The organism is Parasphingorhabdus sp., from assembly GCF_039968395.1.
GTDB lineage: Bacteria > Pseudomonadota > Alphaproteobacteria > Sphingomonadales > Sphingomonadaceae > Parasphingorhabdus.
Genome location: NZ_JBDVPV010000001.1, coordinates 489806 through 501967, shown reverse-complemented (window position 1 = coordinate 501967; position 12162 = coordinate 489806). Strand labels below are relative to the sequence as shown.

The 12162-nt window shown below is 54.6% G+C and carries 11 protein-coding genes and 1 tRNA gene; 5 read left to right on the top strand and 7 right to left on the bottom strand.

The features are described 5' to 3' along the window. Positions 1-12: 12 nt before the first annotated feature. Together ABJI30_RS02450 and ubiA are read right to left on the bottom strand one after the other, a co-directional pair. Positions 13-1029: an aldo/keto reductase gene (locus ABJI30_RS02450; RefSeq protein WP_348015319.1), complete on the bottom strand. Its 1017-nt coding sequence runs from the start codon at positions 1027-1029 to the stop codon at positions 13-15. A 96-nt stretch (positions 1030-1125) separates the two neighbouring features. Continuing rightward, positions 1126-2040 (bottom strand): 4-hydroxybenzoate octaprenyltransferase, encoded by a 915-nt coding sequence (gene ubiA, locus ABJI30_RS02445; protein WP_348025286.1) that lies wholly within the window; start codon positions 2038-2040, stop codon positions 1126-1128. 103 nt (positions 2041-2143) lie between these two features. Between ubiA and ABJI30_RS02440 the strand changes: the two genes are divergently transcribed. Next, entirely contained in the window at positions 2144-2920 is a 777-nt protein-coding gene (locus ABJI30_RS02440; protein WP_348015317.1) for a 16S rRNA (uracil(1498)-N(3))-methyltransferase, read from the top strand. A 193-nt stretch (positions 2921-3113) separates the two neighbouring features. Continuing rightward, positions 3114-5042 (top strand): proprotein convertase P-domain-containing protein, encoded by a 1929-nt coding sequence (locus ABJI30_RS02435; protein ID WP_348015316.1) that lies wholly within the window; start codon positions 3114-3116, stop codon positions 5040-5042. Between the two features lie 9 nt (positions 5043-5051). On the opposite strand, the gene ABJI30_RS02430 is transcribed toward ABJI30_RS02435, so the two are convergent. The 5 genes from ABJI30_RS02430 to ABJI30_RS02410 form a co-directional block, all read right to left on the bottom strand. Next, positions 5052-5507, bottom strand: coding sequence for a YaiI/YqxD family protein (locus tag ABJI30_RS02430; protein ID WP_348015637.1), 456 nt, complete (start codon positions 5505-5507; stop codon positions 5052-5054). A gap of 20 nt (positions 5508-5527) precedes the next feature. Then, positions 5528-7600 carry a DEAD/DEAH box helicase gene (locus ABJI30_RS02425; RefSeq protein ID WP_348015315.1) on the bottom strand — a complete coding sequence of 691 codons (2073 nt, stop codon included), beginning with the start codon at positions 7598-7600 and terminating at the stop codon, positions 5528-5530. 78 nt (positions 7601-7678) lie between these two features. Continuing rightward, complete coding sequence (locus ABJI30_RS02420; protein ID WP_348015314.1) at positions 7679-8863, bottom strand: NAD(P)/FAD-dependent oxidoreductase; 1185 nt, start codon at positions 8861-8863, stop codon at positions 7679-7681. Between the two features lie 335 nt (positions 8864-9198). Further along, positions 9199-9274: transfer RNA gene (locus ABJI30_RS02415), tRNA-Ala, on the bottom strand. A gap of 74 nt (positions 9275-9348) precedes the next feature. Next, the gene (locus ABJI30_RS02410) at positions 9349-9675 is read right to left on the bottom strand and encodes a TIGR02300 family protein (protein ID WP_348015313.1); all 327 of its coding nucleotides are present in this window, start codon (positions 9673-9675) and stop codon (positions 9349-9351) included. A gap of 184 nt (positions 9676-9859) precedes the next feature. On the opposite strand from ABJI30_RS02410, the gene aroA reads away from it, so the two are divergent. Genes aroA through ABJI30_RS02395 form a run of 3 tightly spaced genes read left to right on the top strand, consistent with a single transcriptional unit; the run spans position 9860 to position 12128 of the window. Continuing rightward, on the top strand, positions 9860-11230 hold the full coding sequence (aroA, locus tag ABJI30_RS02405) for a 3-phosphoshikimate 1-carboxyvinyltransferase (RefSeq protein WP_348015312.1): 1371 nt from the start codon (positions 9860-9862) through the stop codon (positions 11228-11230). Further along, positions 11227-11487, top strand: a complete 261-nt coding sequence (locus ABJI30_RS02400; RefSeq protein WP_348015311.1) for a permease — start codon at positions 11227-11229, stop codon at positions 11485-11487. Before aroA ends, ABJI30_RS02400 begins: the two co-directional genes overlap by 4 nt. Next, a complete protein-coding gene (locus ABJI30_RS02395; RefSeq protein WP_348015310.1) occupies positions 11484-12128 on the top strand; it encodes a d(CMP) kinase in 645 nt (214 codons plus the stop codon). The genes ABJI30_RS02400 and ABJI30_RS02395 overlap by 4 nt, the downstream gene beginning before the upstream one ends. The last annotated feature ends 34 nt before the right edge of the window (positions 12129-12162 follow it).

The window sequence follows — 12162 nt, the reverse complement described above, 5'->3', positions numbered from 1 at the left end:
ATCGTCGGCTGATCAGCCCATCGGGTACAGAATATCTTTGGTGACCGCATCGACGGCCTTCATCACTTCATCGCTCAGCACGAGCTCGCCGGCCGCGAAAATATCCGCCAATTGATCCGTATGCGTCACGCCAACAATGGTCGAAGCCACAAATTTGTGCTGTTTGGACCACGCTGTTGCCAAGGTCACCGGCGCGATGCCCGCTTCCTTGCCAATTTCCATGAAGCGTTTTGTTGAGGCCTCGGTCTTCTCGTTCACAAAGCGCCGCGCCATGGCCAGCTGCCGCCCCTCCATACCAAGATAGGCGGAGAACCGCGCGCCCTTTGGTTTTGCACCATCATTATATTTGCCGGACAAGGCACCACCGCCGAGAGGTGAATAGGGAATCAGGCTCACACCTTCGTGCTTGCACACCTGCGCCAGCTCATCTTCGAACCGCCGATTGTTCATGCTGAAATTATTCTGGATCGTACAATAGCGCGCAACACCCAGACGTTCAGAAGCTTCAAGCGACTTCATCAGGCCCCAGCTGGTTTCATTGGAACAACCAATCGCCCGGATTTTGCCCTTGCGGATTTCTTCATCCAGAACTTCCATCGTCTCGTCATAAGCTGTGCCATGGTCTGGCCAGTGCGTCTGGTACAGATCGATATAGTCGGTCCCGAGACGCTTCAGGCTCCCATCCAGAGCCTTCACGATATTGTGCCGATCCATGGCTGTCATTCCAGCGCGTTGGGCCGACCGTATCCAGCCATGGCTAGGACCCGAAACCTTGGTTGCGATGATCAGACTGTCGCGATCCTTGTCCTTCATCCAGCGACCGAAGATTTTTTCTGTCTCCCCGGCCCATTCCGGTTTGGGCGGCACCGGATAATTCTCGGCAGTATCATAGAAGTTGATTCCGGCTTCGAGCGACATATCCAGAATCTTGTGGGACATGGCTTCATCCGCCATGCTGCCAAATGTCATGGTTCCCATGCAAATGTCGGACACGTAAATCGGGCTACGACCAAGTCGGCGCTGTTTCATTCGAACTCTCCGGGAGGTTTAACTATCTGATTAAAGATGCCAGAATCCCTGCAAGTTGCAAGCGGCAATGCGATCACAATTGAAACCGGTTTGGGTTTAACCCGCCTGACCCATTACAATGCACGCAAGGAACATCAGCAAACCGGCGAAACGATTGGAACGAAACTTGATCAGCGCATCTTCGCCATCATTGCTCTGCAAAGTGCCGACTTGCCAGAACAGATGCAGTGCGATCGGAATGAGGCCGGCCAGTCCCAGCCAATCGGGCCGGATCATCCAGAATGCGGCCACCCAGCTGGCCAGCGCAAGTACATAGAAAAGCAGAACGCCAAACCGGACATTATCGCCCAGTCGCAGCGCACTCGACTTGATCCCGACAAGGGAATCGTCTTCGCGGTCTTGAAGGGCGTAAATGGTATCAAAACCGATCACCCAAAATACCGACCCCAGATACAGCAGGGTCATTGCCGCGCTATATTCCGGGTCAATTGTCGTCCAGCCCACCAGGACGCCCCAACTGAATACCATACCAAGCCAGACCTGGGGCCACCATGTGATCCGCTTCATGAACGGATAGGCTGCCACCAGCGCCAGACTGGCCAAAGCGATCAGCTTTGCGGCCATGTTCAGCTGCCACCAGACGATCAACCCGGTCGCACATAGTAAAATTAGCCAGACCCATGCGGCCTTTGTCGAAACCGCCCCACTGGCCAGAGGTCGGGATCGCGTGCGCTCTACCTTTTTGTCGAGATCGCGATCGATGATATCGTTGTATACACAACCTGCGCCGCGCATCGCGATCGAGCCGAGCAGCAACCAGAGGATCATGTCCCAGCGCTGTAACGCACCGCCGGCCAGTGCAACCCCCCAGGCACAGGGCCAAAACAGCAGCCACCAGCCGATCGGTCGATCCAGACGAGCCAAAAGCGCATAGGGACGAGCAGCGGTTGGCAGCAAGCCTATGAAACCGCGATATTCCGTATCGGGTACAATGTCTGGTCGGGTCGTCATGAAGACTCTATAGGTCGGCATAACATCACCGTCATCCTTAAACAGGATGAGTCTGAATCAACTTCAGGATGACGAATATCGCCAAATTGCCTAGGATCACCGGATGCCAGTTACACCAGCCTACCCCCCGCGCAGCGCACCTCGTATATATGTTGATGTTGAGTTGTCAGATGGCGCAGAAATTCGTCTGGACGGCAATCACGCGCACTATCTGCTCAAAGTCATGCGGGTCCGGCAAGGTCAGCCGATCAAATTGTTCGATGATCGAACAGGCGAATATCTCGCTCATGTGACGACCCTGGGGAAACGGGACCTTATCCTGCAAATAGACGGTAGAACCCGGGATCGGGAGCAGGTGCCGGACCTTTGGCTATGTGCGGCACCAATCAAAAAAGACAGGTTTGGATGGATTGCCGAAAAAGCCACGGAGCTCGGGATATCCAGAATGATCCCGGTGCAGACCAGCCGAACCCAGAACGCCGCGATCAAGCCTGACAAGTTGCGTACCCACATGATCGAGGCAGCAGAGCAGTGCGAGCGAACCGCGCTTCCCACTCTTGACGACATGATCTGGCTGAAAGAACTGCTCGAGAACTGGCCGGCAGACCGTCATTTGTTCTTCGCAGACGAGCGAATGCACGAAAGCGGTGAAGGAAGCTTCCGCAAGGCACTCGTCGCACATGCCGGCCCGGCAGCCATATTAATCGGTCCGGAAGGCGGATTTACGGACGAAGAAAATGCATTGGTCCGGGCGCTGCCTCAATCTGTGCCTGTTTCACTTGGCCCGCGCATTTTGCGGGCGGATACGGCAGCCGTGGCGGCAATCAGCCTGTGGATGGCCGGGCGCGGTGACTGGAACGGTCTGCCAGCGGCTAAATAGGTTATCTATCTGATTTTCCACAGATATCGGAAACCGTAAATTTTCATTAAGCTAAGTTAGCGACCGGTTTTTTTACCAAATATTCAATCTATTCCGCTACCCAAGCTCCATGTTTGTGGGGACATATCATAGCGGACTAACCAGATCCGGCGCACTATTCTGCGTGAGAAGCCTTGGGCAATTGCTGCTTGGCATGGCCGCGCTTGCGCTGTTTTCCGGAGTTGCCGAAGCCCAAACCACAACTCAGTATACGATTACAGATGCCGGCGTTGCCAATGACATCACTGCGGCCACGAGCTGCGCAAGTCCGCTTGTGCAAAATTTCTCCGTACCGACAAGTTACTCGGTATCGGATGTGGATATCGGCGTGATCGCAACACATAGTTGGCGCGGTGATATGCGGATCACTCTGCAATCCCCGCTCGGCACAAGGGTACAGGTCGTAACCGGAAGCGGCGGCGATTCCGGCGACAATTTTGATGTTCGGTTGAACGACAGCGGTACTCAGGTGGTGAACACCGATCCGGCGACGGGAAATCACAACACTGCGGCACCTTTGTACGACAATAATTTCATCCCGGACAATGCACTTTCGGCATTCAACGGCGAGAATAGTGCCGGCACGTGGCGCTTGGAGATTTGTGACATTTTCCCGGGCGCAGATGACGGTAATTTCCTGCGCGCAGACCTGTTCTTGACTGATACTCCTGCAAGTTATGCTGATTTGTCAATAAACAAGACCGTCAGCAATGCCAGCCCGGCAAATGCCACTAGCATCACATATACACTCACGGTCTCAAATGCCGCCAGCTCACCTAGTAGCGCCACCGGTATCGCTGTAACCGACTTGCTGCCTCTGGGCGTGACCTATACCAGTGATGATGGCGGCGGCGCTTACAATAATGGTTCAGGAATCTGGACCGTTGGCACTTTGACCCCTGGTTCATCGACATCTCTCAATATTGTGGCCACCGTCGCGGTTACATCCGGCACCACAATCATCAACGCAGCGGAAATTACTGCATCGTCAATTGTCGACATCGACTCTACAGTGGGCAACGGGGCCAATGGTGAAGACGACTATGATACCGCAAGCTTTACGGTAACGGGAACCCGGGTCGCCGGAACACCGCCAAGCCTCACGGGGGCATGTTCAATCGCCAATCAGATTATATTCGATTGGGATAGCAACAGCTGGACCTCCGGAGATTTGTCAAACAACTATGCTCTTGCCGGTATCGGGACGATCGACTGGACGGTCAGTTCGCCCGGTATTTTCGTCAATGATGCGAGCTTCGGCGGACAGAGTCCGAGCTTGTCAAACGCGAATAATGGCGGTTTTGCCGGCACACAACTTTCTCTTCACCAATATCTGGATTTTGCCAACCAGTCCCAGACGGCGACGACGGTCATAGACTTGCCGACCGCCGTTCCGGGGGTACAGTTCACAGTCTTTGATATCGACTTTGCCGCGAACGATTTTGCCGACAAGCTAACCGTCACAGGACGTTTTAACGGCGCGACCGTGATTCCGACATTGACCAATGGCGTGGCAAACTATGTTGTGGGAAATGTGGCGATCGGCGATGCCGGTTCGGGCGGAACGTCCGGAAACGGGAATGTCGTAGTGACGTTCTTGTCTCCGGTCGATGAAATAACCATCGTCTACGGCAATCACACCACCGCCCCATCCGTTCCTGACGGGCAGGCCATTGCGATCCATGACATTACGTTTTGCGCACCACAAACGACGTTCAGCGTCATGAAGATCAGCTCCGTGATCAGCGATCCGGTCAGTATTGTGGACGGCACATCCATACCGAAGTCCATCCCTGGTGCGATCATGGAATATTGTATTCTGATCAGTAACACCGGAAGCGCAACCGCAACCGACATTGTCGCGACAGACAATTTTACGGGCAGTTATACCTATATTGCAGAATCGATGCAGAGCCGAACCAACTGCAATGCCGCGGGAACGGCTGAAGATGATGACGCAAGCGATGCTGGTGAAGGTGACGGTGTGACTGCATCGGTGATCGGAACACTGCTGACAACCAACATCGCTGCGCTGGGCCCTGCTGAAAGTGCCGCATTGACCTTTCGCGTCACTGTGGATTGAACCTGCCGTTCAACCTGTTCTTATCAAGCGCACCAAAACTTCATCCAATGCCGACAAAAATGCTGATCTATCGCTTTTGCTGAATGGCGGCGGCCCGCCGATATTTTCGGTGCCCATCCCCGCCCGCAAGTCCGCCATGATGGCGCGAGTCGCTACTGCTGCACCGATGGAATCCATGGTGAAAGGCTTGCCATTGGGTGCGAGCACGTGTGAACCGCTTTTCAGACAGCGCTCCGCCAACAGAATGTCGTTGGTTATGATGACATGCCTGCGCCCCGCCCGTTCCGCGATATAATCATCGGCCGCGTCAAATGCATCGCTAACCACAACCCTACTAATCAGGGGGTGTTGAGGAATCCGGAAATGGCTATTGCTGACAATGACCGCCGGAGTTTCATGACGATAAGCGACCCGGTAGATCTCGTCCTTTACCGGACAGGCGTCGGCATCAACAAAGATCTGGATTGGTTCAGTCATGGTCTGGCTTAGTCAGCTTGCGGCTTGCCTTCAAATGGCCTTTTACCGCGATGTGGTTTTTTCTTCTTGCCGCCGAAATCGCCTTTGGGGCCGGATTTGCGATCGCCTTTGACACCGGATTTCTTTTTGAAACCATCGCCAAAGCTGCGTTTGCCGCTGCCTTCGTTTCCGCCTTCCCGGTCACCAGCGGGCTTGCGTTTCACATAAGGCTTTCCGCCGCCATCGGACGACCCTTCGCCGCGTGCATTGCGATCTTTGGGACCGCGATCTCCGGGTCCACTATCCGATTTCTGACCATATTTCTTTTTGCCGCCAAAATCACGCCCGCCGGACTTGCCACCGGATTTGCGGTCATCAAATTTCCTGCCGCCAAACTTCTTGCCACCGAACTTCTTGCTGGCATTGCTGTAGTCGCGACCACCACCTGCATTGTCTCGCCGGCCGCCCTTGCGATTGCGTTTTGCCGCATCGCGCGGTGTCCCCTCAAATTGCGTGATGGTGATATCGTCGGTATCATCGCTGCCGGTTTCGCGTTTCTCGGCAATGGCCTTGGTAAACTTTTCCACCACCCGGCGCGGAATTTCGAACAGGGTGTCATCACCGTTAATCCGGATGGCGCCAATTTCATTCTTCGTAATGTGGCCCCGACGGCAAAGCACCGGCAAGATCCAGCGTGCATCTGCCCGCTGGTTGTGACCGACGTTCATCTTGAACCAGACCGTATCTTCAAATCCGGGACGTGGCCCACCGGGAGCGGGTTTTGACTGTGCACCCCGATCCAGCATTTGTTCTGGTGCCGGCATTTTGGCCCGATGCGACTGGACCAGCATCGCCGCAATTTCTTCCGGTGTTTTCTCTGCCATCAGCCGTTTGGCCAGCTCCAGATCATCCTCGTCAATTTCAACCGGTTGCAGCAAGGTTTCGATTAAACGCTCCGCGTCATTTTTGCGGATGTCCGCCCGGGTCGGGGCATCTTTCCATTCCGCATTGATTTTTGCCCCGCGCAACATGGATTCGACTCGTTTGCGCCGCTGATAGGGCACGATGATCACCGCAGTTCCTTTTTTACCAGCACGCCCCGTCCGTCCGGAACGGTGCTGTAAAGTCTCTGCATCACGCGGGATTTCGACGTGAACAACCAGCGACAATGTTGGCAAATCGAGCCCGCGTGCCGCCACATCGGTTGCCACACAAACGCGCGCGCGCTTGCTGCGCAAGGCCTGCATCGCCTGGTTACGTTCGGCCTGTGTATGTTCGCCGGACAAAGCAACGGCGCTGAAACCCCGGTCTACCAGACTTGCATGGAGCCGGCGTACAGCCTCCCTGGTTCCACAAAAGAGCATTGCTGATTCCGCTTCATGAAAGCGCAGCAGATTGACCACCGCGTTTTCAGTATCCGCCGGAGCAACCGTAATTGCCTGATAGGCAATATCACCATGTCCACGATCTTCCCCTACTGTGGAAATGCGCATCGCATCATTTTGATAGCGCTTGGCCAGATTGATAATCGGTTTTGGAATCGTTGCAGAAAACAGCAAAGTCCGGCGATCTTCAGCCGTCGCATCAAGTATTTCTTCGAGATCTTCGCGAAAGCCCATGTCGAGCATTTCATCTGCTTCATCGAGAACAGCGGCACGGAGCTTGCTGAGATCAAGCGCACCGCGTTCCAGATGGTCGCGCAGACGGCCCGGTGTTCCGACAATCACGTGCGCACCGCGACGAAGGGTCCGACGTTCTTTGGAAGCATCCATACCGCCAACACATGTCGCGATCTGCACACCGGCCGGTTCATAAAGCCATTTCAGCTCGCGGCTTACCTGCAACGCCAGCTCCCGGGTAGGAGCGATCACCAAAGCCAGCGGCTCGACCAGGAACGGGAAGCGACCGTTGTCATCAAGCAGTTGCGGTGCCATCGCGAGACCAAAAGCAACGGTCTTGCCCGAGCCGGTCTGGGCGGAAACGATAAGATCACGTCCTTCAGTTTCCGGCTCCAGCACCGCGGCCTGTACCGCCGTCGGTTTCGCATATTCGCGGTTTGCAAGCGCTTCGGCAAGAAGCGGAGATACTGAGGAGAAAGGCATGTTCAAATTTCCGTGGCAAAGATTGAAAGCCGCGCGGAAATGCCAATCGCCTGCGGTCTGTGATATTGTATCGCTTGTTTAAAGAGTTTGTGCGGCAGCATAACCGCTTGCCCAAGCCCATTGAAAATTATAGCCACCGAGCCAGCCGGTGACGTCTACGGCCTCGCCAATAGCATAGAGTCCGGGCATCTGCCTAGCTTCCATATTTTTGGATGAAATGTCGGCCGTGCTAATCCCTCCGGCAGTGACTTCCGCCTTGGCATAACCTTCGGTCCCGTTGGGCATAAAGCGCCAATTTGACAAACGCCTGGCGGCTTCTTCCAGTTTGCGGTCTGCCAGATTGCCGAGATCACCGGCAAGCGCGATGCGTTCGATCAAAGTTTCGGACAACCGGGATGGCAATAACTCCGCAATCGCCTTTTTGAGATGCAATCGCGGCTGCTGGCGTTTCAATTCCACCAGCCAGTCCGGACTGTGGTCAGGCAAAAAGTTCACGGACACCGGTTCACCATGTTTCCAATAAGAAGATATCTGTAAAATGGCGGGACCCGACAATCCCCTATGTGTAAACAGCGCAGCTTCGCGAAAGGCGGTTTTTCCGCAAGTGGCGATGACTGGAGCTGAAACGCCGGACAACGACCGGAACAACGTTTCTTCTCCGCCCAAAGTCAGTGGCACCAGCGCAGGACGGGGCTCTACAACTTTCAAGCCAAATTGCCGGGCTATGTCGTAAGCAAAGCTGGTCGCACCCATTTTCGGAATGGATGGACCGCCGGTCGCGATCACGAGGGAGGACGCGAAAGCCGATTTGTTGCCATAGCCCACCTGATACTGACCATCAGAATGCGAGATATCGGTGATCGATTGTCCCAGCGAGACGGTGACATATTCATCCGGGCACTCTTCCATAAGCATCGCGACTATCTGTCTGGCCGAGCCATCGCAAAAAAGCTGACCCAGAGTTTTTTCATGCCAGGCTATGTCATATTTGTTGACCAATGCGATAAAATCCTGGGCCGTATAGCGGCTAAGCGCAGATTTGGCGAAATGCCTGTTTGCAGACAGGTAGCGGTCTGGAGTGGTGTTGCTATTTGTAAAATTGCATCGTCCACCGCCAGAAATCAGGATCTTTTTTCCCGGTTCATCGGCATGATCGATCAACAGAACCTTGCGGCCGCGTTGTCCGGCCAATGCGGCGCACATCAATCCTGCTCCGCCAGCGCCGAGGATTATTGCGTCATAGTGGGTTGGTGTCGAGGTCATGGGTTAACGTAAACGCTTCTTTGAAAAAGCCCGGCCAGAACCTGACTTGAGATATTTCTCGAATGCCAAAGCAACTTCCTCATTCTGAAAATAGTGAAAAGAAACAACCTTCCATGGCTTGTATCTTGCTGTGTGGGCAGATTTGCCGGCATTGTGATCCCGCAAACGAGATGCAACGTTGTCCGTCAAACCGGTATAATATTGTTCTGGGTGAGAAAGGCTCTGGAGAACATAAACATAGTGCATTGCCAAGTCCTCCTTCGCTCTTCGAGCTTCGGCGGACAGCCTTCGCTAAAGCTACTTGCTGGCCTGCCAGCCGTAGCTTTAGCGAAGGCTGGTGGAGCCTAGCGGGATCGAACCGCTGACCTCTTCGCTGCCAGCGAAGCGCTCTCCCAGCTGAGCTAAGGCCCCTATCCAGAGCGCGCGTTTAATCCAGTCGCGCTCTCAAATGCAAGCCAAAACGCGGCCTGCATGTAAATTGAATATCAGGTTTCGTCCGGTTCGTCGTCGCCTTTGCCTTTGCTGACGCCCAAATCATCGTCGCCGCCGAGGTCAACCTCTTGATCAGCTGATGGTTCGGCATCGTCGATGTTTACGTCCAGATCGTCATCATCGACTGTATCCGCTTCTTTCTTGGCGTCTTTCTTCGGCGCTTCTTCAAACGGCATGGGTTGCTTGGATTTCAAGCTCGGTTCGGGCGTCCAGGTTTCACCGCATTCAATGCAGGCAACCGGGTCTTCTTTACCCAGGTCATAAAAACGTGTTCCACATTTTGGGCAGCTTCTTTTCGTGCCCCATTCCGGTTTAACCATGGCTGGTTCCAAATCCTTGCTTGTCAGGTTTATCTGCGATGCACGACTCCATAAAAGGCGGAATCGATCATCCAATCGGAGCGCGCCTTGCCATAGCTTGATGGCGCTGTCAAAAGCCGTTTCACATCCCTGCACGAATCGCTGAACCTTTCAGCCGTGCGAACTCGTGAAACAAAGTCCGTCAATGACACGCAAAACTGCAAAACAGCCCCCACTAACCGGCAATCACAAACGATTTGTTCCGTCCGGAAGCCTGAAGGGGAAATTATCGGTTCCCGGGGATAAATCCATTTCCCATCGCGCTCTGATTCTGTCTGCCCTGGCGGTTGGAAAGAGTCAGATCACAGGATTGCTGGAGGGGGAGGATGTTCTGGCCACAGCCTCCGCACTTCGCGCCATGGGCGCTCGGATCGAAAAAAAAGGGGATGTCTGGACGGTGCATGGCGTGGGCGTGGGCGGATTGATGCAACCTGACTGTGCGCTGGAAATGGGAAATAGCGGGACATCTACCCGGCTGTTGATCGGCCTGATTGCCTCGCATGCGATTAGCGCAACCTTTGTCGGTGATGCCTCCTTGTCGAAACGTCCGATGGGCCGGGTGATTGATCCTCTTTCCGATATGGGTGCACAGATACAGGCGCGGCAATCGTCAGATTACAAGGCCTGCCTTCCACTCACGGTCAACGGGACAGTTCCGGCAATGCCTCTCCTGTATCGCCTGCCCGTGGCATCGGCACAGGTAAAATCCGCGATATTGCTCGCAGGTCTGAATACGCCCGGTATTACCCGCATTGTCGAACCCGTCCTCACACGCGATCACAGTGAAACCATGCTGCGAGGCTTTGGCGCCGACGTAACCGTCGAAACAGATGCGGACGGCTGCCGGATCATTTCACTGACCGGTGAAGCCGAACTCAAGCCCCAGAAAATAAAGGTACCGGGAGATCCTTCTTCCGCAGCGTTTCCCGTGGTCGCCGCTCTGATCGTCCCGGGATCGGATATCATTGTCGAAAATGTAGGAATCAATCCGACGCGTGCGGGACTGTTCGATGTTCTTCGGCAAATGGGCGGCGACCTGACCTTCAAACGCAAACGCGTTGTTGGCGGAGAGCCGGTTGCTGATCTTCACGTAAGACACAGTACATTGCGCGGAATCGACGTACCCGGCGATATCGCACCGTCCATGATCGACGAATTTCCAGTCTTGTTTGTAGCCGCCGCCTTAGCAGAAGGTACGACAAGCACGAGCGGACTGCACGAATTGCGTGTGAAGGAATCTGATCGACTGACCCAAATGGCAACCGGCCTTCGCATTCTCGGCGTGGATGTTGCGGAAAAGGAGGATGGCCTGATCATCAACGGCAATGGCGGTAAACAACTTCAAGGCGGACGCACAAAGCCAGCCATTGAAACCGCTTTGGATCACCGCATCGCGATGAGCTTTGCTGTGGCCGGGTTGATGACCAAAGGCGGACTGACAGTGGATGACATGACCCCGGCACAGACCAGTTTCCCGGGCTTTGAAAAACTCCTTAAAGGACTGGCGGCCGCATGATCTCGGACCTGGCTGCCAATATTGTCGGTATATTGGGAAGCGTGCTGATTGTCGCTGCCTATGCGTATAATGTCTATGCACCTTCTGTAAATCCATTCGCCTATAATGGGGCGAACCTGCTGGGCGCCGCGCTGCTTACCGTTTCACTGATGGTCCACTTCAATCTCGCTTCGCTCCTGCTCGAAATTGTCTGGATTGCCATCGCGCTGGGCGGTTTGTGGAAAGCCTGGCAGCAAAAAGTGGGGCAGCAACGATGATCATCGCTGTGGACGGCCCCACCGCATCCGGAAAAGGCAGCATATCCCGCCAGCTGGCGAAGCATTTTCAACTTCCGCTGATGGACACCGGTTTGTTGTATCGCGCGGTTGGCTGGATGGTCGTCCAGATGGGCGGCGATCCGGACAAGGAAGAGGATGCGCTAAAAGGCTGTATCTTTGACGGGGGCCTTCTCGATGATCCGGTCCTGCGCAGCGAAGGTATTGGCGGATATGCGAGTAAAGTCTCGGTCCATCCGGCAGTTCGCATGGCGCTCGACAAACGTCAGCGGGATTTTGCATATCAAACCGGTGGCGCCGTTCTCGATGGTCGGGATATCGGCACGGTCATTGCGCCAGATGCGGATGCCAAACTGTTCGTTACTGCATCTGCAGATGCAAGGGCAGTCCGGCGATTTGACGAAATGATCGGCCGCGGTGAGATGGTGAATTTCGATGATATTCTCGCCGATATCCTGAAACGGGATGAACGTGACAGCAACCGCTCCACCGCACCTTTGAAACCCGCTGAAGATGCGGACTTGCTTGATACAACCGATTTGACTATAGGCGACGCCGTTCAACGGGCAATTGCCATGGTGAATGCGAAGATAAGCGGCCGGCACAACAAAGATCCGGCATAGCAGAAAAGCGATGTGCAAGACGGAATGGTGCAGA

Excerpts from the sequence above, each read along its gene's own strand:
- ABJI30_RS02395 (WP_348015310.1), top strand. The coding sequence starts at position 11,484 with ATGATCATCGCTGTGGACGGCCCCACCGCATCCGGAAAAGGCAGCATA.
- ABJI30_RS02410 (WP_348015313.1), bottom strand. The coding sequence starts at position 9,675 with ATGGTTAAACCGGAATGGGGCACGAAAAGAAGCTGCCCAAAATGTGGA.
- ABJI30_RS02450 (WP_348015319.1), bottom strand. The coding sequence starts at position 1,029 with ATGAAACAGCGCCGACTTGGTCGTAGCCCGATTTACGTGTCCGACATT.
- ABJI30_RS02420 (WP_348015314.1), bottom strand. The coding sequence starts at position 8,863 with ATGACCTCGACACCAACCCACTATGACGCAATAATCCTCGGCGCTGGC.
- ABJI30_RS02400 (WP_348015311.1), top strand. The coding sequence starts at position 11,227 with ATGATCTCGGACCTGGCTGCCAATATTGTCGGTATATTGGGAAGCGTG.
- ABJI30_RS02435 (WP_348015316.1), top strand. The coding sequence starts at position 3,114 with ATGGCCGCGCTTGCGCTGTTTTCCGGAGTTGCCGAAGCCCAAACCACA.
- aroA (WP_348015312.1), top strand. The coding sequence starts at position 9,860 with ATGACACGCAAAACTGCAAAACAGCCCCCACTAACCGGCAATCACAAA.
- ABJI30_RS02425 (WP_348015315.1), bottom strand. The coding sequence starts at position 7,600 with ATGCCTTTCTCCTCAGTATCTCCGCTTCTTGCCGAAGCGCTTGCAAAC.
- ABJI30_RS02440 (WP_348015317.1), top strand. The coding sequence starts at position 2,144 with ATGCCAGTTACACCAGCCTACCCCCCGCGCAGCGCACCTCGTATATAT.
- ubiA (WP_348025286.1), bottom strand. The coding sequence starts at position 2,040 with ATGACGACCCGACCAGACATTGTACCCGATACGGAATATCGCGGTTTC.